General features: G+C 67.7%; 28 protein-coding genes. 17 read left to right on the top strand and 11 right to left on the bottom strand.

Annotated features, from left to right (window positions below):
* Positions 1–49: 49 nt before the first annotated feature.
* The 3 genes from RX333_RS03575 (at position 50) to RX333_RS03565 (ending at position 1,582) form a co-directional block, all read left to right on the top strand.
* A complete protein-coding gene (locus tag RX333_RS03575) occupies positions 50–409 on the top strand; it encodes a metalloregulator ArsR/SmtB family transcription factor (RefSeq protein WP_316013546.1) in 360 nt (119 codons plus the stop codon).
* Positions 387–854 (top strand): SRPBCC family protein, encoded by a 468-nt coding sequence (locus tag RX333_RS03570; protein WP_316013545.1) that lies wholly within the window; start codon positions 387–389, stop codon positions 852–854. Before RX333_RS03575 ends, RX333_RS03570 begins: the two co-directional genes overlap by 23 nt.
* 77 nt (positions 855–931) lie before the next feature.
* On the top strand, positions 932–1,582 hold the full coding sequence (locus RX333_RS03565; protein ID WP_316013544.1) for a DUF1353 domain-containing protein: 651 nt from the start codon (positions 932–934) through the stop codon (positions 1,580–1,582).
* Here RX333_RS03565 and RX333_RS03560 read toward each other — a convergent pair.
* The 3 genes from RX333_RS03560 to RX333_RS03550 all read right to left on the bottom strand — a co-directional run bounded on the left by RX333_RS03560 (position 1,579) and on the right by RX333_RS03550 (position 3,564).
* Positions 1,579–2,664, bottom strand: a complete 1,086-nt coding sequence (locus tag RX333_RS03560) for a YeeE/YedE family protein (protein ID WP_316013543.1) — start codon at positions 2,662–2,664, stop codon at positions 1,579–1,581. The two genes, RX333_RS03565 and RX333_RS03560, sit on opposite strands and share 4 nt — an antisense overlap.
* An 85-nt stretch (positions 2,665–2,749) precedes the next feature.
* Positions 2,750–3,079, bottom strand: coding sequence for a metalloregulator ArsR/SmtB family transcription factor (locus tag RX333_RS03555; protein ID WP_316013542.1), 330 nt, complete (start codon positions 3,077–3,079; stop codon positions 2,750–2,752).
* An 86-nt stretch (positions 3,080–3,165) separates the two neighbouring features.
* Positions 3,166–3,564, bottom strand: coding sequence for a thioredoxin family protein (locus RX333_RS03550; protein ID WP_316013541.1), 399 nt, complete (start codon positions 3,562–3,564; stop codon positions 3,166–3,168).
* A gap of 48 nt (positions 3,565–3,612) precedes the next feature.
* Here RX333_RS03550 and RX333_RS03545 point away from each other — a divergent pair, with 48 nt between their 5' ends.
* From RX333_RS03545 to hemA, 14 genes are all read left to right on the top strand, one after another.
* A complete protein-coding gene (locus RX333_RS03545; protein WP_316013540.1) occupies positions 3,613–4,350 on the top strand; it encodes a cytochrome c biogenesis CcdA family protein in 738 nt (245 codons plus the stop codon).
* Between the two features lie 11 nt (positions 4,351–4,361).
* Entirely contained in the window at positions 4,362–4,928 is a 567-nt protein-coding gene (locus RX333_RS03540) for a thioredoxin family protein (RefSeq protein ID WP_316013539.1), read from the top strand.
* 101 nt (positions 4,929–5,029) lie between these two features.
* On the top strand, positions 5,030–5,506 hold the full coding sequence (gene soxX, locus RX333_RS03535) for a sulfur oxidation c-type cytochrome SoxX (protein ID WP_316013538.1): 477 nt from the start codon (positions 5,030–5,032) through the stop codon (positions 5,504–5,506).
* A gap of 22 nt (positions 5,507–5,528) precedes the next feature.
* Positions 5,529–5,945 carry a thiosulfate oxidation carrier protein SoxY gene (gene soxY, locus RX333_RS03530; protein ID WP_316013537.1) on the top strand — a complete coding sequence of 139 codons (417 nt, stop codon included), beginning with the start codon at positions 5,529–5,531 and terminating at the stop codon, positions 5,943–5,945.
* A gap of 19 nt (positions 5,946–5,964) precedes the next feature.
* The gene (gene soxZ / locus RX333_RS03525) at positions 5,965–6,294 is read left to right on the top strand and encodes a thiosulfate oxidation carrier complex protein SoxZ (protein ID WP_316013536.1); all 330 of its coding nucleotides are present in this window, start codon (positions 5,965–5,967) and stop codon (positions 6,292–6,294) included.
* A 57-nt stretch (positions 6,295–6,351) separates the two neighbouring features.
* Positions 6,352–7,209: a sulfur oxidation c-type cytochrome SoxA gene (soxA, locus tag RX333_RS03520; RefSeq protein WP_316013535.1), complete on the top strand. Its 858-nt coding sequence runs from the start codon at positions 6,352–6,354 to the stop codon at positions 7,207–7,209.
* A 93-nt stretch (positions 7,210–7,302) separates the two neighbouring features.
* Positions 7,303–9,003, top strand: a complete 1,701-nt coding sequence (gene soxB / locus RX333_RS03515) for a thiosulfohydrolase SoxB (protein ID WP_316013534.1) — start codon at positions 7,303–7,305, stop codon at positions 9,001–9,003.
* A gap of 64 nt (positions 9,004–9,067) precedes the next feature.
* Entirely contained in the window at positions 9,068–10,345 is a 1,278-nt protein-coding gene (soxC, locus tag RX333_RS03510; RefSeq protein WP_316013533.1) for a sulfite dehydrogenase, read from the top strand.
* Complete coding sequence (locus RX333_RS03505; RefSeq protein WP_316013532.1) at positions 10,329–11,684, top strand: c-type cytochrome; 1,356 nt, start codon at positions 10,329–10,331, stop codon at positions 11,682–11,684. Before soxC ends, RX333_RS03505 begins: the two co-directional genes overlap by 17 nt.
* Positions 11,681–12,376: a c-type cytochrome gene (locus RX333_RS03500; protein WP_316013531.1), complete on the top strand. Its 696-nt coding sequence runs from the start codon at positions 11,681–11,683 to the stop codon at positions 12,374–12,376. The genes RX333_RS03505 and RX333_RS03500 overlap by 4 nt, the downstream gene beginning before the upstream one ends.
* A 73-nt stretch (positions 12,377–12,449) precedes the next feature.
* Positions 12,450–13,718 carry an NAD(P)/FAD-dependent oxidoreductase gene (locus tag RX333_RS03495; RefSeq protein ID WP_316013530.1) on the top strand — a complete coding sequence of 423 codons (1,269 nt, stop codon included), beginning with the start codon at positions 12,450–12,452 and terminating at the stop codon, positions 13,716–13,718.
* Positions 13,719–13,784: 66 nt separating this feature from the next.
* Entirely contained in the window at positions 13,785–14,213 is a 429-nt protein-coding gene (locus RX333_RS03490) for a DUF302 domain-containing protein (protein WP_316013529.1), read from the top strand.
* Between the two features lie 48 nt (positions 14,214–14,261).
* Positions 14,262–14,714, top strand: a complete 453-nt coding sequence (locus RX333_RS03485) for a DsrE family protein (RefSeq protein WP_316013528.1) — start codon at positions 14,262–14,264, stop codon at positions 14,712–14,714.
* A 50-nt stretch (positions 14,715–14,764) separates the two neighbouring features.
* Positions 14,765–15,988 carry a 5-aminolevulinate synthase gene (gene hemA, locus RX333_RS03480; RefSeq protein WP_316013527.1) on the top strand — a complete coding sequence of 408 codons (1,224 nt, stop codon included), beginning with the start codon at positions 14,765–14,767 and terminating at the stop codon, positions 15,986–15,988.
* Positions 15,989–16,007: 19 nt separating this feature from the next.
* Here hemA and RX333_RS03475 read toward each other — a convergent pair whose 3' ends face one another.
* The 8 genes from RX333_RS03475 to RX333_RS03440 form a co-directional block, all read right to left on the bottom strand.
* On the bottom strand, positions 16,008–16,910 hold the full coding sequence (locus tag RX333_RS03475) for an MBL fold metallo-hydrolase (protein ID WP_316013526.1): 903 nt from the start codon (positions 16,908–16,910) through the stop codon (positions 16,008–16,010).
* A 54-nt stretch (positions 16,911–16,964) separates the two neighbouring features.
* Positions 16,965–18,680 carry a sulfate permease gene (locus tag RX333_RS03470; protein ID WP_316013525.1) on the bottom strand — a complete coding sequence of 572 codons (1,716 nt, stop codon included), beginning with the start codon at positions 18,678–18,680 and terminating at the stop codon, positions 16,965–16,967.
* 16 nt (positions 18,681–18,696) lie between these two features.
* Entirely contained in the window at positions 18,697–19,578 is an 882-nt protein-coding gene (locus RX333_RS03465) for an MBL fold metallo-hydrolase (protein WP_316013524.1), read from the bottom strand.
* 14 nt (positions 19,579–19,592) lie between these two features.
* Positions 19,593–20,024 carry a DUF6691 family protein gene (locus RX333_RS03460; RefSeq protein ID WP_316013523.1) on the bottom strand — a complete coding sequence of 144 codons (432 nt, stop codon included), beginning with the start codon at positions 20,022–20,024 and terminating at the stop codon, positions 19,593–19,595.
* A 1-nt stretch (position 20,025) separates the two neighbouring features.
* Positions 20,026–20,454, bottom strand: a complete 429-nt coding sequence (locus RX333_RS03455; protein ID WP_316013522.1) for a YeeE/YedE family protein — start codon at positions 20,452–20,454, stop codon at positions 20,026–20,028.
* Positions 20,455–20,456: 2 nt separating this feature from the next.
* Complete coding sequence (locus tag RX333_RS03450) at positions 20,457–20,669, bottom strand: DUF2892 domain-containing protein (protein WP_316013521.1); 213 nt, start codon at positions 20,667–20,669, stop codon at positions 20,457–20,459.
* Between the two features lie 82 nt (positions 20,670–20,751).
* Positions 20,752–21,423 (bottom strand): Crp/Fnr family transcriptional regulator, encoded by a 672-nt coding sequence (locus tag RX333_RS03445; protein WP_316013520.1) that lies wholly within the window; start codon positions 21,421–21,423, stop codon positions 20,752–20,754.
* 26 nt (positions 21,424–21,449) lie between these two features.
* Positions 21,450–22,196, bottom strand: coding sequence for a DUF1013 domain-containing protein (locus tag RX333_RS03440; protein ID WP_316013519.1), 747 nt, complete (start codon positions 22,194–22,196; stop codon positions 21,450–21,452).
* Positions 22,197–22,305: the final 109 nt, after the last annotated feature.

The following is a 22,305-nucleotide window of genomic DNA, read 5'->3' as shown; positions in this document are numbered from 1 at the left end:
AAAAGCCTAACTGTCTTGAAGGCTATATCTGCTCGCGATACTTAGGGGAATGGCTAAGCATGACGTTCGACTCGACCTTTGCTTCTCTGCCCTCGGGGATCCGACCCGGCGGCGGATCGTGCAGCGTCTTGCGCGGAGCGAGGCGAGCGTCAGCGAGCTGGCCGCGCCGCACGACATGGCGCTGCCGTCGTTCATGGAGCATCTCAAGAAGCTGGAAGCGGCCAGCCTCGTCACGTCTCGCAAGCAGGGGCGGACGCGGATCTGTGCCCTGGCCCCGGATGCGTTCGCGCCCGTCCGGGACTGGCTGACGGAGCAGGCCGAGATCTGGGAGGGGCGGCTCGACCGCTTCGACGACTATGTCCTCAACCTCACGCGGGAGCGCGGAAATGAAACTGGACCCGAAGACTGACCTGACCTTCACCCGTACGCTGAACGCCCCGCGTGCCCTGCTGTGGGAATGCTGGACGACGCCAAAGCACATCGAGAAATTCTTCGTGCCCAAGCCCCATTCGGTGACGGCTTGCGAGATCGATCTGCGGCCCGGTGGCCGGTTCAACACGACGATGAATGTCGAGGGCAATCTGATCGAGGGGGAGGGCGTCTATCTCGAAGTTGTGGAGAGGGAGCGGCTGGTCTTCACCGACAGCTATAGCGAGGGGTGGAAGCCCGCGGCCGATCCCTTCATGACGGCGATCGTCGAGTTCGCGGACGATGGCGAGGGCGGCACGATCTACACGGTGACCGCGCGGCATCGCAGCCCCGACGCGCGCGAGCGGCATGAGCAGATGGGCTTTTACAACGGGTGGGGCACGGTCGCGACGCAGCTGGAGGCCTATGCGCAGACCCTGATCTGATCGGCGGGTCGGACGCCACATGAGTGCGAACATCTGATATCATGCCTCCGGCGGCGGGATCGCACGGGGGGCAGGCTATGGATCGGCGCGATGAAGTTTCCGGTGGTGGCGCGCCGTGGCTGGTGCGGTTCGATCATCCGGCGCAGCCTGCCAATCCCTATCCCGAGCGGGTGCCGCGGGGGATCGTGGTCAAGTACACCTCCGCCTTGCGGCTGTTGCGGCTGCGCGATGCGCCGAAGATGCGGGACGGGGAGGATGCGGATTACATCGTCTCGGCCCCTTTCACGGTTGTCTGGCAGGCGGACGGGATCGAGCCGCGGGAATTGCGGGTGCCCGCGGGGCTGATCACCGATCTGGTCAGCGTGCCGCGGCCCTTTCGCTGGATCGTCAGCCGGGCGGGGCCGTATCTGGAGGCGGCGATCCTGCACGATTATCTCTACATCGCCTGGCAGGACGTGCCGGGGCGTGGGGTGCGGGACGCGGACCGGGCCTTTGCCGATGCGATCATGCTGGCGGCGATGGCGGAGGCGCGGGTGGGTGCGATGTTGCGCTGGGTGATCCACGCCTCCGTCCGGCTGTTCGGCGGGCGGGCCTATGCGCGGCCGAACCCGGATCGATATGCCGACCTCGGCGCGCCGGAGATCGTGGCGCAGAGCGCCTTCGTCGTGCCGGACGATCGGGGGCCGCGACCCGATGCGCGCGACGGGATCGCGCGGCGGGCGGGCTAGGCGCCCGTGTCGCGGCTCCAGTCCGGGCCGAGGCCGAGGAGACGCCCCTCGACCACCTGGCGCAGGCCGAGGCGGGCGCCCACGTAGATGCCGCCGAGCGCGAGGGGCGCGCTGAGCGCCAAGAGCGACATGGCCGACAGGCCCTGGCCGATCGAACAGCCGAGCGCGAGCACCGCGCCCACGCCCATCAAGGCCGCGCCGAGGATCTGGCGGCGCAGCTCGCGCGGGTCCTCGCAGGCCTCCCACCGGAAATGCCCTTTCCATAGAGAGCCCACGAAGGCCCCGAGCCAGACGCCCGCCACCGAGCCGATGCCGAAGCTGAGCGACTGTCCGCTCGCCGTCATGGCGTAGAGCATCGTCTCCCCCACCGGGGCGGCGAAGCTGTGCGAGGCGGGCGGGATGGCGTCGAAGCCGGTGCGGGCGAGCCAGCTCATCCCCGCCCAGGCGATCACGACCGAGAGGCCGACCGCCACCGACCAGCCGAGCGCGCGGCGGTCCTCGCGCAGCTCCCCGATGCTCAGCGCCGCCCCGAGGAGGGCGAGGCCCAGGACCAGGCCGATGGCGGTGGCGGGCAGGCCGGACGCCTCGGCGGCGAGCTGCGCGATGCCCAGCGGCGTGCCCTCCACCGGGCGGGTGGGAAAGAGCGCCTCTCGCATCAGGCCGAGCGGGCCCGACAGGGTGAAGTAGGCGGCGAGGCCCATGACCACGACGATGACGAAATTGCGCAGGTCGCCGCCGCCGAGACGCGCCACTGCGCCGTAGCCGCAATTGCCCGCCAGCGCCATGCCGTAGCCGAACATGAGGCCGCCGAGGATGACGGCGACGGGCGACCAGGCCTGAGCGAGGTAGAAGATGGCGCCGGGATCGACGAGACCCGCGCCGATCAGGGCGAAGCTGCCGAGGACGGCCACGCCGATCGCCGCGACCCACATGCCCAGACGGCCGTTGGAGGCGCCGTAGAGATGGTCCTCGATCGCGCCGAGCGTGCAGAACCTCCCCAGCCGCGCCGCGAGGCCGAGCATGATGCCGCCCGCGGCACCTATCAGTGCGGCGATGTTGCCTTCACCGATCATGTCGAGCATGTCGCGTCCTCCCCGTGTTCGTGCCGCCGATCCCTTCTGATCGCGGGGTGCGCCCGCGCCGGAGATCGTCCGGTCCGGGGTCAGGCTACGCGCAGAACAGCTCGTAGACGAGGGAAATCATGCGCTTCACCCGGTCGTCGGCCAGCGAGTAGTAGATCGTCTTGCCCTCGCGCCGGGGGCGGACCAGCCCTTCGAGCCGCAGGCGGCCGAGCTGCTGGGAGACGGCGGCCTGCCGCGCGGAGAGGAGTTGTTCGAGCTCGGTCACGGATTTCTCGCCCGTGGCCAGGTGGCACAGGATCATCAGCCGACCCTCATGGCCGATCGCCTTGAGGAAGGTCGTGGCGTTGGTCGCGTTCTCGAGCATCCGGTCGAGCTCGTCCGCGCCGGTCTCGGCGTCAAACCTCGGAAGGGCCATGTCCTCATCGCCTGATCGTGATCCGTCCGCAGACGTTACCGGCCTCGCAATAGCGCATGACGGCGCGAAATGCGAGCGCGGGGCGGTCATTCGTCCGTATCGTCATTCGGAGCGTCGGCGGCGGGGTCCTCCGCCCCGAAGGCAATGCCGTTCTCGGTCATCATGGTGCCGATGACGTGCCAGAAGAACTCGTCGCCCGCGTAGCCTTCGAGCCGGGCGAGCTCCTGCCCGTCTTCGAGGAGGATGAAGGTGGGCGTCAGGATCACCGCCCGGTCGAGCTCGATCCCCTCGGGCACGGGGTCGTCGATGTCCATGCGCATCAGCGGCGCGGCCGCGCCCTCGGGCGTGTTGGGCCAGGCGGGGCCGATCTCCTCGTTCCAGGCGCGGCAATAGATGCAGCCCTTCTGCTCCGCCATCAGGAGGCGGGTTTCCGCCGCGAGCGGGGCGGCGATCAGCGTGATAAGGGTGGCCAGACGCATAAACATTCAACTAACCTAATATGAAGGCCCGCGGGAAACAAGGAATCGGCGCGCATGATGGAGATGAGTTATTTCGGGGCCGCCGTCGCGGGGCTTTTGTCCTTCTTCACCCCGTGCGTCCTGCCGATGGTGCCCTTTTATCTGAGCTACATGGCCGGTCTGTCGATGGGTGAGCTGCGCGGCGACGGGGAAATCGCGCCGGGCGCGCGCAAGCGGCTGGTGATCTCCTCGATCTTCTTCGCGCTGGGGGTCACGACGATCTTCGTGCTGCTGGGCATGGGCGCGACCGCGGTGGGCGGCGCGTTCGGCGCATGGAAGCGGGAACTGAGCTGGCTGGCCGCGGCGCTGCTGACGGTGTTCGGGCTGCATTTCCTGGGTCTGGTGCGAATCCCGATCCTGTATCGCGAGGCGCGGATGGAGAGCACGGCCCCCGCCTCGACCGTGTTCGGGGCCTACCTGATGGGCCTCGCCTTCGGCTTCGGCTGGACGCCCTGCGTGGGTCCGGCGCTCGCTTCGATCCTGTTCATCGCGGGGGGCATGGACAACGTCTGGTCGGGGGGGCTGTTGCTGCTGGTCTACGGGCTGGGCATGACGCTGCCCTTCGTGATCGCCGCCTTCTTCGCCCGGCCATTTCTGGCTTGGGCCACGCGCAATCGGCGCTATCTGGGTTACGCGGAGAAGGCGATGGGCGGGATGCTGATCCTGTTCGCCGTGTTGATCGCGACCAATTCCGTGAATGCCATCGCCGCCTGGATGATCGAGACCTTTCCGGGCTTTACCGCAATCCTGTGAGGAGAGACGCCATGTTCCGTACCGCAATCCTGACACTGGGGCTGACCTTCGCGCCGCTGGCCGCGCTGGCCGAGCTGGGTGACGACGGCCTGCACCGCGCCGACTGGATCCAGGAGACCTTCCTCGACCTGCGCGAGGATCACGCCGAGGCGGCGGCGCAGGACCGCACGCTGATGGTGATGATCGAGCAGCGCGGCTGCATCTACTGCACCCGGATGCATGAGCAGGTCTTCCCCGACCCCGACGTGCAGGCGCGGCTCGACGAGGATTACTACGTCGTGCGGATCAACATGTTCGGCGATCTGGAGGTCACGGATTTCGACGGCGAGGTGATGGCCGAAAAGGACATCGTGCGCCGCTGGAACGCGCAGTTCACCCCGACGCTGATGCTGTTTCCCGACGAGGTGGCCGAGGACGTGACCGCGCCCCAGGCGGCGGTGGTGACGATGCCCGGCGCCTTCGGCAAGTGGACGACGGTCAACCTGCTCGACTGGGTGCATGACGACCACTGGGAAGGCGACGAGGGTTTCCAGCGCTACCATGCGCGCAGGCTGCAGGAAGAGGGCATCGTGGAGTGAGCGGTCTACGTTCGTATTCCAAGATTTGATTTTGTTGTTGCGTGACGCGGGGGCAGCCCTCTAGGCTGTCCGAAAGAAAGAAAATGTCCTGGGGAGGAATCATGAGGAACGCGATTGTCGCGACCGTTGCCGTCGCCCTGGCCACGTCGGTGGCCGCCCAGACCGCGCCCGGCGAGGTCGTCTACGGCGAATATGGCCAGGTGGCCGAATCCCTGACCGGCCAGGCGGGAGATCCCGAGGCGGGTCTGCAGATCATGGTCACGCGCGGGAAGGGCAACTGCATCGCCTGCCACCAGGTGACCGAGCTGGAGGAATACCCGTTCCACGGGGAGGTGGGCCCGTCGCTCGACGGTGTCGCCGACCGCTGGACCGAGGAGGACCTGCGCGGGATCGTGGCGAATGCCAAGATGGCCTTCCCCGGAACGATGATGCCTGCCTTCTACAAGACCGAGGGCTATATCCGGCCCGGCGATGCCTTCACCGGGCGCGCGGCGGAGGGCGAACTGCCCCCGCTGCTGACCGCGCAGGAGATCGAGGATGTCGTCGCCTATCTGATGACCCTCGACGAATACTACTGACACAGGAACGACAGGAGTAACCATGATTACCACGCGCAGACAGATGCTGTGGGCAACGGCGGCCATCGCCACCGCGATCGCGGTGCCGATGCGTGCGCTGGCCCAGGCGGATGAAGCCATCGAAGCCTATACCGGCGGTGCCGAGGCGGGCAGCGAGGGCATCACCCTCACCGCGCCCGAGATCGCGGAGAACGGCAACACCGTGCCGATCGAGGTCGAGGCGCCCGGCGCGTCCGAGATCGCGATCTACGCCGCGGGCAACCCGGTGCCGGATGTCGGTGTCTTCAAGTTCGGGGCGCTCGCGGCATCGCAGCTCGCCTCCACCCGGATCCGGCTGGCCGGGACGCAGGACGTCATCGCCATCGCGAAGATGCCCGACGGCACCTACCTGCGCGCCCAGCAGGAAGTGAAAGTCACCATCGGCGGCTGCGGCGGCTGAGGATCAGGAGTTCAGAGATATGGCAGACAATGTCACCCCTCGCGTCCGCGTTCCGCGCGACGCATCGGCCGGAGAGGCCATCGAGATCAAGACGCTGATCTCGCACCCGATGGAGTCGGGCCAGCGCCGCGACAGCGACGGCAACACCATCCCGCGTTCGATCATCAATCGCTTCACCTGCGAGTTCAACGGCGAGATGGTCATGGACGTCGCGATGGAGCCGGCGATCTCCACGAACCCGTATTTCGAGTTCATGGCGACCGTGCCCGAGAGCGGAACCTTCGAGTTCACCTGGTACGACGACGACGGCAGCGTCTACACCGAGACCAAGGAGATCACCGTCAGCTGACGGTGATTTTCCACTGACATCAGACGAACAAAAAACGAAAGCCGGGGAGGGCGACCTATGAGAAATCTGAAGCGGACCGTGGCGCTGGCGGCGATCCTGGCCTCTGGCGGCCTGGGACTGAGCCATGCGATCGCGGACGAGGACGCCGACCTGGTCGTCAACGGCGAGATCGAGATGACCGTGCGCGCGGACGCGCCCGAGCATGTCGAGAACCTCGGCGAGGTCCTGTCGGGCTGGGTCTTCCGGTCGGACGAGACCCAGGCGCTGCAGATGGACGACTTCGAGAATCCGGGCATGATCTTCGTCGATAACGCGATCGAGCTGTGGAACACGGTCGAGGGTTCGGCCGGGGAAAGCTGCGCGTCCTGCCACGGCGATCCCGAGAGCATGGCCGGCGTGCGCGCCGTCTATCCGAAGTGGAACGAGGAGGCGGAGGAAGTCCGCACCATCGCCGTGCAGGTGGACGCGTGCCGGACCGAGAACATGGGCGCCGAGCCGCTGGGCTATGACAGCGCACAGATGCTGCAGATGGAGGCGCTGCTTGCCTCGGTCAGCCGCGGGATGCCGGTCGATGTCGCCATCGACGGACCCGCCGCCGACATGTACGAGCGGGGACGGGAGCTCTACTACACCCGCACCGGCCAGCTGGAGCTGAGCTGCGCGAACTGCCACGAGGACAATTACGGCAACTACATCCGTGCCGACCACCTGTCCCAGGGCCAGATCAACGGCTTCCCGGTCTATCGTCTGAAGAACGCGCGGCTGAACGGCGTGCACTCCCGCTTCCGCGGGTGCGTGCGCGACACGCGGGCCGAGACCTATGCGGTCGGCAGCCCGGATTTCGTGGCGCTGGAACTCTATGTCGCCTCGCGCGGCAACGGCCTGTCGGTCGAGGGTCCGTCCGTCCGCAACTGATCTGAATGGCCGCGCCGGGGGACCCCTGCGCGGCCTTTTCGTCTCAAGACATATGCGGCCTTTTGAATATCTGGCCGGGAACACGGGGTAAGCATGGTTTCGCGCAGGGATTTCCTTCAGGTCGCAATGGCGACGACCGCCATCTACGGGGCGTCGTCCTATGGTCGGTGGGGGCGGCTCGCGGCACAGCAGCGGCTGACGCAGGGCGATCTGCTGGATATGGAGAGCTTCGGCAATGTCTCGCTGATCCATGTCACGGACATCCATGCGCAGATGGTGCCGATCCATTTCCGTGAGCCGGAGGTCAATCTCGGGGTGGGCGACAATCGCGGCGTCGTCCCACACATCACCGGGGCGGAGTTCCGGCGCCATTACGGCATCGAGGACGGCTCCTATTCGCATTACGCGATGACCTATGACGATTTCGCCTCGCTCGCGCGCGGCTATGGCCGGATGGGCGGGCTCGACCGGGTCGCGACGGTGGTCAACTCGATCCGGGCGGAGCGGCCGGATGCGCTGCTGCTCGACGGCGGGGACACCTGGCACGGGTCCTATACCTGCTATCACACGCAGGGGCAGGACATGGTCAACGTGATGAACCTACTCAAGCCCGACGCGATGACCTTCCACTGGGAGTTCACGCTCGGCTCCGACCGGGTGCGGGAGCTGGTCTCGGGCCTGCCATACGCGGCGCTGGGGCAGAACATCTTCGACGCGGAGTGGGACGAGCCGGCGGAGGATTTCAAGCCTTATGAGTTCTACGAGAGCGGCGGCGTGAAGGTCGCGGTGATCGGGCAGGCCTTCCCCTACATGCCGATCGCCAATCCCGGCTGGATGTTCCCGGAGTATTCGTTCGGCATCCGCGACGAGCGGATGCAGGAGATCGTCGACGAGGTGCGCGGCCAGGGGGCGGAGCTGGTGGTCTGCCTCAGCCACAATGGCTTCGACGTGGACAAGAAGATGGCGGGCATCGTCACCGGCATCGACGTGATCCTGTCCGGTCACACGCATGACGCGCTGCCCGAGCCGTATCTGGTGGGCGAGACGATCGTGATCGCGTCGGGCTCGAACGGGAAGTTCGTCAGCCGCGTGGACCTCGACGTGCGCGACGGGCAAATGATGGGTTTCCGCCATCGGCTGATCCCGATCCTGTCGGACGTGATCGCGCCCGATCCGGCGATGACGGATGCGATCACGCAGGAGCGCGCGCCCTATCTCGACACGCTGAGCGAGGTGATCGGGCATACCGGGCCGGAGCAGCTGCTCTATCGCCGGGGCAATTTCAACGGCACCTGGGACGACCTGATCTGCGACGCGCTGCTGTCGGAGCGGGAGGCGGAAATCGCCCTGTCGCCCGGCGTGCGCTGGGGGCCCTCGCTGCTGCCCGGCTCCCCCATCACGCGGGAGGATATCTGGAACGTCACCTCGATGACCTATCCCGAAGCCTACCGCACGACGATGACGGGCGAGTTCCTCAAGACGATCATGGAGGACGTGGCCGACAACATCTTCAACCCCGATCCCTATTACCAGCAAGGCGGGGACATGGTGCGCGTGGGCGGCATGGGCTACCGCATCGACATCAGCGCCCCGATCGGAGAGCGCATCTCCGAGATGACGCTGCTGTCGACCGGGGAGCCGATCGAGGCGAGCCGCGACTACGTCGTCGCGGGCTGGGCATCGGTCAACCAGGGCACGGAAGGCCCGCCCATCTGGGACGTGGTCGAGGACCACATCGCGAAGCTCGAAGAGGTCAGCCTGGACCCCAACAGCTCGGTCGAGGTGGTGCGCTAGGCGTCGGACATATCCGGCGGTCCGGGCGCGCTCCCGCCGCCGATCAGGGAGAGGGAGTACGAGCATGGACAAGCTCTACAAGGGATTGAAGCCGTCGCGCCGGAATTTCCTGCGCGGGGCCGCGGCGACGGGTGTCGCGGCCTTCGGCGGAGCGCAGGCGGCACGGGCGCAGGGCGCGCCCGATCCGGCGATCACCGAGATCAAGCCGTGGATGCAGTATCTGGGCGATGGCGTAGATGCGCGGCCCTACGGGATGCCCTCGCCCTACGAGGCGCATGTGCGGCGGCAGAACGTGGAATGGCTGACGGCGGATCCCGTCAGCTCGGTCAACTTCACGCCGCTGCACGAGCTCGACGGCATCATCACGCCGAACGGGCTGTGTTTCGAGCGGCACCATGCGGGCATCGCCGAGGTCGATCCGGCCGAGCACCGGCTGATGATCAACGGGCTGGTGGACCGGCCGCTGGTCTTCACGATGGAAGACCTGATGCGCTTCCCGCGCGAGAACCACGTCTATTTCCTGGAATGCGCGGCGAATACCGGCATGGAATGGGCGGGCGCGCAGCTCAATGGCTGCCAGTTCACGCACGGGATGATCCACAACGTGATGTATACCGGCGTGCCGCTGCGGCTGGTGCTGGAGGAAGCGGGCGTGCGCACGAACGCCGCCTGGATCCTGCCCGAGGGCGCGGATGCGTCGGGCATGACCCGCTCGATCCCTATGGAGAAGGCGCTCGACGACTGTCTCGTCGCGTTCAAGATGAACGGCGAGGCGCTGCGGCCCGAGCAGGGTTATCCCGTGCGGCTGGTCGTGCCGGGCTGGGAAGGCAACATGTGGGTCAAGTGGCTGCGCCGGATCGAGGTGGGCGACCAGCCCTGGCATCACCGCGAGGAGACGTCGAAATACACGGACCTGCTGGCCGACGGGCAGGCGCGCCGCTTCACCTGGGAAATGGATGCGAAGTCGGTCATCACCAATCCCAGCCCGCAGGCGCCGATCACCCACGGCCCCGGCCCGATGACGCTGACCGGCGTGGCCTGGTCCGGGCGCGGCACGATCCCGCGCGTGGACGTGACCCTCGACGGCGGGGCCAACTGGCATCAGGCGCGGATGTCCGGCCCCTCGCTGATGAAGTCGATGCACCGTTTCTATTACGATTTCGAGTGGGACGGGCGGCCCATGCTGCTGCAAAGCCGGGCGCATGACAGCACCGGCTATGTCCAGCCGACCAAGGACCAGCTGCGGCAGGTGCGTGGCGAGAACTCGATCTACCACAACAACGGCATCCAGACCTGGGCCGTGAACGAGAACGGGGAGGCAGAAAATGTCGAAATCTCCTGATGCCTTCGCGGTTTCCGCGCTGCTGAGCGGCGGCGCGTGCCTGGCCGCGTATCTCGCCTACGAGCCGATCGTGCGGGAGCCTGCGGGCCTCGTCGGCCTGTCCAATGCGGAAATTGCGCAGAACGCCGTGGAGGAAGCGGTCGAGGAGGTCGTGGCCGATCTGGGCGACGCCGCCGGGCGCGGGGCCGCCGTGCTGGTCGGCCCGGCCCACGCACAGTCGATGATGGATCAGCCCGAAGGCGCGGCATCGCGCGAGGGGGGCTTCGGCCTCGGCCGTGCGGCGCTGGAGGCGGAGATCGTCGCCTGGGATATCGACATCCGCCCCGACGGCATGGGGCTGCCCGCCGGATCGGGCGACGTCTGGACCGGTGAGGAAGTCTTCATCGACCAGTGCGCGTCCTGTCACGGCGATTTCGGCGAGGCGGTCGGCCGCTGGCCGGTGCTGGCGGGCGGCTGGGACACGCTCGACCGGGAGGATCCGGTCAAGACCATCGGCTCCTACTGGCCGTATCTGTCCACGGTCTACGACTACATCTACCGGGCCATGCCGTTCGGCAACGCGCAGTCGCTGTCGCCGGACGAGGTCTATGCGATCACGGCCTACCTGCTCTACCTCAACAACATCGTGGAGGACGATTTCGTCCTGTCCAACGAGAACTTCACCGAGGTGGAGATGCCCAATGCGGGCAACTTCTTCATGGACGACCGGGCGGAGACCGAGCTTGCCATGTTCTCCGAAGCGCCGTGCATGAGCGATTGCAAGGAAGATGCCGAGATCACCATGCGCGCCACCGTGCTCGATGTGACGCCCGATGACGGGGGCGCGGACGAAGGCATGGACGAGCAGGCGTCGATGGACGGCCACTCCGCCGAGGGCGAGGAGATGGAGGTCGCCGAGGAGGAGGAATATGCCGCGGAGGAGGTCGTCACCGCCGAGGAGCGGGGCGATCCGGAGGCCGAGCAGGTCGTCGAGGCGCAGGCCGAGGCGGTCGAGCAGGAGGTCGCAGCCGTCGATCCCGAGATGGTCGCCGCGGGCGAGCGGGCCTTCCGCCAGTGCTCCTCCTGCCACCAGGTCGGGCCCGGCGCCAGCAACCGCTCCGGCCCGCATCTGAACGGCGTGGTCGGGCGTCAGGTCGCGGCGGTGGAGGACTATCGCTACTCCAACACGCTTGCCGAACGGGGCGAGGCGGGTGACACTTGGACCAACGAGCTGTTGAGCGCCTTCCTGGAGGATCCGCGCGGCACGATGCGGGGGACGAAGATGTCCTTCCGCGGGGTGCGCGACGCGGACGATCTGGCGGCGATCATCGCCTACCTGTCCACCCAGGAGGGGGAATGATCCGATCCGTGCGCATGACCGGCCTCGCGCTCGCCTTCGCGGCGGGCGCGGGGGGTGTCTCCGCCGAAACCGGGGGGGATGCCGAGGAGGGTGCGCGGCTGTTCCGGGCGTGTGCGGCCTGTCACCAGATCGGCGAGGGTGCCGAGGATCGGGTCGGACCGCATCTCAACGACATCGTCGGGCGTCCGGCGGCGGCGCATGAGGGCTATCGCTACTCCCCCGCGATGGTCGAGGCGGCGGAAGGCGGGCTCGTCTGGGACGCAGAGAGTCTAGACGCCTATCTGGAAGACCCGCGCGGTTTCGTGCCGCGCACGCGGATGAGCTATCGCGGGATGCGCGATGCACAGGACCGGGCGGACGTGATCGCGTTTCTTGCGACGCATTCGGAGATGGCCGGCGATGTGGCGGGCAAGGCGGAGGTGGACGAGATCGTCTCGGCCGAGATCCTCGCCATGGAGGGCGATCCCGCTTACGGCGAATATCTGTCGGGCGAATGCACCGCCTGCCACCAGACCAGCGGGGCCAATGACGGCATTCCCGGCATCACCGGCTGGCCCGTCGAGGATTTCGTCATTGCGATGCACGCCTACAAGACCGGAGTGCGGGAGCATCCGGTGATGGAAATGATGGCCGGTCGGCTGTCCAACGAGGAGATCGCGGCGCTCGCCGCCTATTTTGCCGAGGTTGAATAGATAGTCGATCCGGTTGCAAACGGCCCGCACTCAACCAAGGATTGCAGGGTCGGCATAACAGGGAGTTAATGACATGACACTGAACAGACGCAGATTCCTCGGAACGGCAGCGGTGACGGCGGGTGTCCTCTCCGCCCCGGCGGTGCTGGGGGCCGCGCATGGTCGCCCGAAGGTCGTGGTGATCGGTGGCGGTGCGGGCGGTGCGACCGCGGCGCGCTACCTTGCCAAGGACAGCGACGGCATGATCGACGTGACGCTGATCGAGCCGTCGCGCCACTACTACACCTGTTTCTTCTCGAACCTCTATCTGGGCGATTTCCGCACGATGGATTCGATCGGGTTCAGCTACGGCAATCTCGCCTCCGACTACGGCATCAACGTGGTGCATGACTGGGCCGTCGGCGTGGACCGCGACACCAAGATGGTGACGACCGCGGGCGGGCACGAGTTCGCCTATGACAAGCTGATCGTGTCGCCGGGCATCGACTTCGTCGACGGGGCGGTGCCGGGCTGGGATGTCTCGGCGCAGGCCAAGATGCCCCATGCCTACAAGGCGGGCTCGCAGACCGAGCTGTTGCGCGCGCAGATCGAGCAGATGCCCGAGGGCGGCACCTTCGCGATGGTGGCCCCGCCCAACCCCTATCGCTGCCCGCCGGGACCCTATGAGCGGGTCAGCATGGTCGCGCACCGGCTAACGCAGTTGAACCCCACGGCGAAGATCCTGATCGCCGATCCGAAGGAGAGCTTCTCGAAGCAGGGTCTCTTCCAGGAAGGGTGGAACCGCTACTATTCCGGCATGATCGAGCGGATCGGCCCGGATTTCGGCGGCGGCAATGTCGAGGTCGATCCCGAGGCGATGACGCTGACCATCGACGGCAGCGTCGAGAATGTCGACGTCTGCAACGTCATTCCCGCGATGAAGGCGGGCCGGATCGCCGATCTGGCGGGCCTGACCGAAGGCAACTGGGCGCCGGTCAACGCGGCGGACCTGTCCTCGAAGATGGACCCCGACGTGCACGTGCTGGGCGATTCGGCGGAGCAGGGCGACATGCCCAAATCCGGCTTCTCCGCCAACAGCCAGGCCAAGGTCTGCGCCAATGCGGTGCGCGGTCAGCTGACCGACTCGACCATCTTCCCGGCGCGCTTCTCCAACACCTGCTGGTCGCTGATCGCGCCCGACGACAGCGTGAAGGTCGGCGCGACCTACGAGGCGACGGACGAGAAGATCGCGCGGGTCGACGGCTTCATCAGCGAGGTCGGCGAGACGCTGGAGGTCCGCGAGGAGACCTACCAGGAAGCGATCGGCTGGTATGCCGGCATCACCGACGACATGTTCGGCTGAATTGTGAAGCGGCGTCCGGGCATATTCCGGGCGCCGTTCGACCCTCGCCAAAGGGAGGCTTCGACGATGAGACTTGCACTGGCCGCGTGCGCGGTACTCTGGGCCGGATCGGCGGAGGCGCAGGAGATCGTGACCCACGCCTTCGAAGGTAGCTACGACGACGCGACCTTCGCGGTCGAGAACGCGATCATCGGGCAGGGGCTGGTCATCGACTCGGTCAGCCATGTCGGGGACATGCTGTCGCGCACCGCGGCGGATGTCGGGTCGGACCAGATGCTGTTCGAGAACGCGGAGGTGATGCTGTTCTGCTCGGCCCGCGTCAGCCGCGAGGTGATGGAGGCCGATCCGCTCAACATCGCATACTGCCCCTACGGGATCTTCGTGACCGAGCGGGAGGGCGCCGTCGAGATCGGCTATCGCACCTATCCCGACGGGCCGATGGATGCCGTCGAGGACCTGCTCGACACCATCGCGCGCGACGCGCTGGGCGGGTGAGATCGACGCGCGGCCGATGGTCGGCCGGGGAACACTCAGGAGGATGACATGAAGACGATCTTCGTTGCCGTCACGGCTTTGACCCTATCGCTGGCGGCGCCCGCACTGGCGCAGCAGACACCCGATTACGGGACGCAGAGCGTCGCCTACCACATCAACGGCAATGGCGGCGAGGAGAGCCGGGCCTATTACGGCGCGCTGCGCAACGTGCAGAACCACATCAACGCCGTGGGTGCCGAGAACATGGAGATCGCGGTGGTCATGCACGGCAACGGGCTGGGCCTGTTGCAGGCGGCGGTGGACGACACGCAGCTACAGACCGTGATCTCGGGGCTGAAGGAGCAGGGCGTGCGCTTCGAGGTCTGCAACAACACGCTGGTCGGGCGTGACATCGACTGGGAGAACGACCTCTACGACGTCTGGGCCGACGACATCGTGCCCTCGGGCGTGGCGCAGCTCTCATACCTGCAGGCGCAGGGCTACACCTACATCAAACCTTGAGGGTCCGCGACAGACGGGCCGCCGCAAACAGACCGCAGACGGGGACGGACATGACCTACGACGAGATATTCGACGCGCAGCTCGACACGCTGCGGGCCGAGGGCAACTATCGCAGGTTTGCGGATCTGGAGCGGCGGCGCGGTCAGTTTCCGCGCGCGCTGAACCGGGACGGCGACAGCGAGCGCGAGGTCACGGTCTGGTGCTCCAACGACTATCTGGGCATGGGCCAGCATCCCGACGTGGTCGCCGCCATGCACGAGACGCTGGATCTGAGCGGCGCGGGTGCGGGCGGGACGCGCAACATCTCGGGCACCACGCATGCGCATGTGGAGCTGGAGGCGGAGCTGGCCGACCTTCACGGCAAGGAGGCAGCGCTGCTGTTCACCTCCGGCTACGTGTCGAACTGGGCGACGCTGGGGACGCTCGCGTCTCGGCTGCCCGACTGTCTGGTGCTGTCGGATGCGCTGAACCATGCGAGCATGATCGAGGGCATCCGCCATTCCAGGGCGGAGCGGGTGATCTGGCGGCACAACGACCTGGCGCATCTGGAGGAACTGCTGGCCGCGCAGCCGTTCGAGCGGCCCAAGATCGTGGCGTTCGAGAGCGTCTACTCGATGGATGGCGACATCGCGCCGATCGAGGAGATCTGCGATCTGGCGGAGAAATACGGCGCGCTCACCTATCTCGACGAGGTGCACGGTGTCGGGCTCTACGGTCCGCGCGGCGGCGGTGTGGCGGAGGAGCGGGGCCTGATGCACCGGATCGACGTGATCGAGGGGACGCTCGGCAAGGCGTTCGGGGTGATGGGCGGCTATATCGCAGCGTCGGCCTCACTGGTGGATTTCGTGCGATCCTACGCGTCGGGCTTCATCTTCACGACCGCCTTGCCGCCGGCGATCGCGGCGGGGGCGCGCGCCTCGATCGCGCATCTCAAGCGCAGCGGGGCGGCGCGGGCGGCGCAGCGGGCGCGGGTGGCCGAGGTGCGTGCGCGGCTCGACGCGCTGGGCATTCCGCATATCGACAACGAGAGCCATATCATCCCGGTCATGGTCGGCGATCCGATGAAGTGCCGGTTCCTGTCGGACGTGCTGCTGCGCGAGCACGGCATCTACATCCAGCCGATCAACTACCCCACGGTGCCCAAGGGAACGGAGCGGCTGCGGATCACGCCGTCGCCGGTGCACACGGATGCGGATGTGGAAAAGCTGGTCGGCGCGCTGGGCGATCTGTGGGCGCAGTGCGAGCTGAACCGGGTGCCGCTCGCGGCGCAGTAGCGCCGCGAGGGTCGTCGCCTCACTCTTCGGGCAGGAAGGCGTAGGCGGTGTTCGTCGTCGCCTCGATCCGGCCCACCCCGTCGCCGGTCAGGTGGAAGCCGATGACCTTCATGCCGCTCGATGCCAGCTCGGCCAGCAGGGCGACGCGGGTGGTGACGGCCTGGTCGGGATCCTGATCGGAGCCGGAGCGCCATTCGGGATGCAGCAGCGCGACGTGGTCGTTGCCGATGCAATCGCCGAGCACCATGAGGCCGTCCGATCCCTCGCCGATCTGAAGCGCCATGTGGCCGGGCGTGTGGCCGAAGGTGGCGCGGGCGCCGACACCGGGCAGAACCTCCTGCCCGTCCTCGAACAGCGAGATGCGGTCGGCGATGCGGGCGAGGCGCCGCTCCGCCCCGACGGCGAAGCTCTGCCGGTCCGCGCCGATCGTGTCCACGGTGGCGGCGTCGGTCCAGTAGTCGAACTCGGTCCGGCCCATGTGATAGGCGGCCTCGGGGAAGGCGAGATCGTCGAAATCGTCGACGAGGCCCCAGATATGGTCGGGGTGACCGTGGGTCAGGATCACGTCGGTGACGTCGTAGGGGTCGATCCCGGCCTCGGCCAGCGCGTCGGGCAGCTTGCCCGCGGTCGGCATGAACTCGGTGCCCGAGCCGACGTCGATCAGGACGATCCGGTCCTCGTTGCGCAGGACGGTGACGTTGCAGGGCGGTGTCAGCGTCTCGGCCAGTGCGAGCTCGGCCCGGATGGGGGCGAGCGCGTCCTGCGGCATGGGGCCGAACACCATGTCGGCGGGCAGGGTCAGGTGCCCGTCGGAGAGGCTGAGCACCTCCCACCCCCCGGCCATGCCCTGCGCGCGCAGGAGCGAGGGCCCGAGGATGAGGCCCGCCCCGGCCCCGGCTAGGAACTGTCGTCTGTCGGGCATCGTATCCTCCTACACATTCTGTTTTCTGAATGCTGGGAGGGTGGGTCCGGTCTGTCAAGTTGCGTGGCGGGGGGCGAGCGCGGCCCAGGCGTCGTGCTGGCTGAGGAAGACACGTCCGCGCAGGTGGTCGAGGAGGTGCGTGCCCTCGAGGCGGTCCATCACCGGGCCCTTCACCTCGGAGAAGTGCAGCCGCACGCCCATGTCGCGCAGGCGAGCGTCGATGGCCTCCAGGCTTTCGAGGGCGGAGAAGTCGATCTCGTTCACCGCGCTCATCATCAGGACGACATCGGTGATACCGCAGCCTTCGGTGACGCGGGACTGGACCAGGTCTTCGAGGAAGCGGGCATTGGCGAAATAGAGGCTTTCGTCCACGCGCAGGGTGACCAGATGGGGGGCCGTCTCGACCGCGTGCCGGTCGATGTTGCGGAAATGCTCGGAGCCGGGCACGCGCCCGACCTCGGCCACATGGGGGCGCGAGGTCTTCCACAGGTGCAGGAGGATCGAGAGGAGGACGCCCGAGGCGACGCCGACCTCGACCCCGAGGCCGAGCGTCAGCAGGATCGTGACCGCGACGGCGGCGAAATCGGCGCGGGAATAGGTCCAGGTGCGCCGCAGGATGGCGAGGTCGACGAGGCCGAGCACCGCCACGATGATCGTGGCGGCGAGCGTAGCCGTGGGCAGGTAGTAGATCAGCGGCGTCAGCGCCAGCGCCGCGATGGCGAGGCCGATGGCGGTGAAGGCCCCGGCGGCGGGGGTGGCCGCGCCGGCATCGTAGTTCACGACCGAGCGGGCGAAGCCGCCGGTGACGGGATAGCCGCCGGTGAACGCCGCGCCGAGATTGGCGGCGCCCAGGCCGATCAGCTCCTGATCCGGGTCGATGCGCTGCCGCTTCTTGGCGGCGAGGGTCTGGGCGACGGAGATGGATTCGATGAAGCCGATGATGGAGATCAGCATGGCGGGGAGGGCCAGCTGCGTCACCAGATCGGGGGCGAAGGATGGCAGCGTCAGTGGCGGCAGGCCCTGCGGCACCGCGCCGACGATGGCGACGCCGCGCGCGTCGAGGCCCAGCAGCCACACGGCGAGCGTGGTGAGGATGACGGCGGCGACCGGTCCTGCCTTGGTCAGGATGTCGGCGGGGAGCGGGGCGAGCCCCGCACGCAGCAGCGCCGGTTTCAGCCCGCGCCGCGCCCAGAACAGGAAGGCGGTGGCGAGCGCGCCGATGACGAGCGTGACGGGGTCGATCCGGCCGAGATTGGCGAGGAGCGAGCCGACGATCTCGATGAGGGTGTGGCCGCCCGCCTCGATCCCGAGGATGTGGCGCAGCTGGCTGGCCGCGATCAGGATGCCGCTCGCCGTGATGAACCCGGCGATGACCGGGTGGCTGAGGAAATTCGCGATGAAGCCGAGCCGCAGCAGGCCGAGCAGGACTAGAAAGCCGCCCGAGAGGGCCGCGAGCGTCAAGGCGGCAACGGCGTAGCCCGCGGTGCCCTGTGCCGCGACGTCGCCCACCGCGGAGGCGGTCAGCAGCGAGACCACGGCGACCGGACCGACGGCGAGGCTGCGCGAAGTGCCGAACACGGCGTAGAGCAGGATCGGCACGATTGAGGCATAGATCCCCGCCTCGGGCGGCAGACCGGCGAGCATGGCGTAGGCCAGGCTCTGCGGGATCAGCATGATCGTGACGATCACGGCCGCCAGCAGGTCCGCGCCGAAGGTGGCGCGGTCGTAGCGGCGACCCCAGTCGAGGATGGGAAGGTAACGTGCGATCACGGTGGAAAGGTCCGGGTCAGAGGCCGTTGATGGGGATCTTCATCACCAGGTTGCCGTCGGCGTCGCGCGGCAGTTCGCCCGCGCGCATGTTGACCTGCAGCGACGGGATGATGAGGCCGGGCACCTTGAGCTGGGCGTCGCGCTCGGTGCGGAACTTGACGAAATCCTCGCGGGTCCTGCCGCCGCCGACATGGATGTTGGCGGCGCGCTGCTCGGCCGCCGTCGTCTCCCACGCGATCTCGCGCCCGCCCGGGCCGTAGTCGTGGCACATCAGGAGGCGCGTCTCGTCGGGCAGGCTCAGCACCTTCTGGATCGAATCGTAGAGCTGGCCCGCATCGCCGCCGGGGAAGTCCGCGCGGGCGGAGCCGCCGTCGGGCATGAAGAGCGTGTCGCCCACCACCGCCGCGTCGCCCATGACGTAGACCATGCAGGCGGGCGTGTGGCCCGGCGTGTGCATGGCGAAGGCGGTCATGCCGCCGATGGCGAAGGTGTCGCCATCCTCGAACAGCGCGTCGAACTGGCTGCCGTCGCGCTGGAACTCGGTGCCTTCGTTGAAAATCTTGCCGAAGGTGTCCTGGACGAGCGTGATCTTCGCGCCGATGCCGATCTTGCCGCCCAGCTGCTGCTGGATGTAGGGCGCGGCGGAGAGGTGGTCGGCATGGACGTGGGTTTCGAGAATCCAGTCGACGGTCAGGCCCCGTTCGCGCACGCGGGCGATCAGGCGGTCGGCGCTGTCGAAGGTGACGCGGCCCGCGGCGTAGTCGAAATCCATCACCGTATCGACCAGCGCGCAGGCGTCGCTGCCGGGATCCTTCACGATGTAGCTGATCGTGTTGGTGGCAGGGTCGAAGAAGGCCTCGACCTCGGGGCGCAGGGAGGTGTCGATGGGGTAGTCCATGTCGGCTCTCCTTCTCAGGCGGTGGCGCGGCGTCCGATGAGGGCGGGGCCGCGCCGTGCCAGCACGATACCCAGTGCGGCCGCCGCGACGAAGGCGAAAATCTCGACCCGGCCGGTGCCGAGAGCGGGCAGCGCGCCGCCGGGGCAGAACCCCGCGATGCCCCAGCCGATGCCGAAGATGGCAGCACCGCCGATCAGCCGCGCGTCGAGGTCGCGCCGGGTCGGCAGTTGGAAGGCGGGCGCGAAGGCCGGGGCGGGGCGGGCGAGCACGGTGCGGAAGCCGAGGAAGGCGACGATCAACGCGCCGCCCATCACGAAGGCGAGGCTCGGGTCCCACGTCCCCGCGAGGTCGAAGAAGTTGAGGACCTTGGCCGGGTTGGCCATGCCGGAGAGCGAGATGCCGAGGCCGAACAGCAGGCCGATGGCGTAGGTGGCGAGGTGCTTCATCTCAGGCTCCGATCAGGTGACGGATGGCGAAGACGGTGACGGCCGAGGTCGCCATGAAGGTGAGGGTGGCGACGATGGAGCGGGCGGACAGGCGCGACATGCCGCACACGCCGTGGCCGGAGGTGCAGCCCGAGCCCATCGCCGCGCCGAAGCCGACGAGCAAGCCGCCGCCGATCAGCATGGGCAGGGACACGGGCACGTCGATGGCGACGGGGCGGCCGATCACGGCCAGCAGGATCGGGGCCGTGACCATCCCGGCGACCAGCGTCGCGCGCCAGCCGAAATCGGCGCGGCCTTCGGGCAGGACCAGCCCGCCGAGGATGCCGGTCGCGCCGAGGATGCGACCGAGCGTGGCCATCAGCAGGACGGCGGCGGCGCCGATCATCAGGCCTCCGGTCAGGGAGACGAGGGGGGTGAAGGCGGTTTCCATGATCAGCACTCCTCGCAGGTCTTGAGGCCGAGCAGGCGGTACGCCGGGCAGAAGCCGGTGATGGCCGTCACAATCAGGATCGCGCCGACGAGCATCGCTGCCCAGAATGCCCAGCCCGCCTCGAAGAGGGCGAGGCCGGACAGGAAGGCGAGGGCGAGCAGGATGAGCCCGGCCGTGCCGCGCAGCACCCTGTCGATGGTTCCTTCGTTTCGCATGGAATCGATCTCCCGTTTGTCGTGCCCCTGTCTAGGGCTTCGGGAGACGGCGTTCGGTGACGATGTTACCGAAGGCGCGCGATCAGACCGGATTGGCGTGCGCGAAGTCGCGCAGGGCCGCGGGGTCGGCGATCTCGATCAGGCCGCGGCGCTGTTCCACCCAGCCGCGGCGCACGAATTCGGCCATCTGTCGCGAGATGCTTTCCCGCGCGGTGCCGAGCTCGGTCGCCAGCGTGCCATGCGTGGCGCGCAGCGTTTCGGAGCCGGCATTGTCCGACAGCTCCAACAGCTTGGCGGCCAGGCGCGCGTCCATGCGGGCGAAGGCGATCTCCTCGACCGTCAGGAACAGGTCGGTGATGCGGCGGGAATAGGCGGTGAAGACGAACTGGCGGAAGGCCGAGGACTCGGCCATCGCCCGGTCGAAGGTCGCGCGGGGGATCGAGACGGCCTCCAGCTCGGTCTCGGCCACCCCGGTGGCGGTGTAATCCTCGAAGGCGAGCAGGCAGGCGGTGGTCAGGACGCAGCTTTCGCCCGCGTGGACGCGGTAGAGCACGATCTCCCGCCCCGCTTCGGTGGTCTGCTGGACGCGGACCCGGCCTTCGAGCAGTAGCAGGAGGCTGTCGGGCGGCTGGCCGGGGCCGAAGATCGTGGTGCCCTGGCGCACGGTGACGACCCGGCCCGCGCGGGCGAGCGTGTCGCGGATCCCCGGCTCCAGCATCGCGAAGCCGGGGAAGCGGTCGAGCCAGTGGGTCATGCCCGACCCCGTTTGCGGGTGGGCGGTCAGTCCTCGTCCTCGTCGTCGTCGCCGCCCTTGGGCAGGTTGAACAGGCTGTCCGCGTCGGGCAGGTCGTCCTCGCGCTCGGGCTTGTCCTCGGTCGTGTCAGAGAAGGTGAAGTTCTCCAGCCCCTCCATCGCGGCGGGCACCTTCGGCTCGCTCGCGAGGCTTTCGTCGGTGCTCATCAGGCGCAGCTTCTCGTCGTCGGTCAGCGCCTCGCCGTCCTTCGCCTTCTTGGCGACGGCCTTCGCGACGGCGGCGTCGAGCTCGCCCTGCTTGCACATGCCGAGTGCCACCGGATCGACCGGCTGGATGTTGGCGATGTTCCAGTGCGTCCGGTCGCGGATCGACTGGATGGTCGGCTTGGTGGTGCCCACGAGCTTGGAGACCTGGCCATCCGTCAGCTCGGGGTGGAACTTGACCAGCCAGGCGATGGCGGCGGGGCGGTCCTGACGCTTCGACAGCGGGGTGTAGCGCGGGCCCTTGCGCTTCTGCTCGCCTTCGGCGGCGGGGTTGTGCTTGAGCTGCAGCTTCGCCTTGGGGTTCTCCTCGCAGCGCTTGATCTCCTCGGCCGTCAACTGGTTGTTGACGATCGGGTCGAAGCCCTTGATGCCCTGCGCCACCTCGCCATCCGCGATGCCCTGAACCTCCAGATCGTGCAGGCCGGTGAAGTCGGCGACCTGCTTGAAGGTGAGGGTGGTGTTGTCCACCAGCCAGACGGCGGTGGCTTTCTGCATGATGGGAAGTGCCATTGGTCTCTCCGCAAAAAACAAATCTCTCCCGCGCCGAGAAATCGGTTGGCCGGGGCCGGGGTCCGTTTCCGTGGGGGAATTGATCCCGTATATAGGCCGGATGACGATC

Origin of the sequence: Roseobacter sp. HKCCA0434 (genome assembly GCF_032464675.1) — a bacterium.
In the GTDB taxonomy this organism is placed as follows: Bacteria; Pseudomonadota; Alphaproteobacteria; order Rhodobacterales; family Rhodobacteraceae; genus Pontivivens.
The sequence above is the reverse complement of the archived record's forward strand: the minus strand, read 5'-3'. Positions and strand labels throughout refer to the sequence as shown.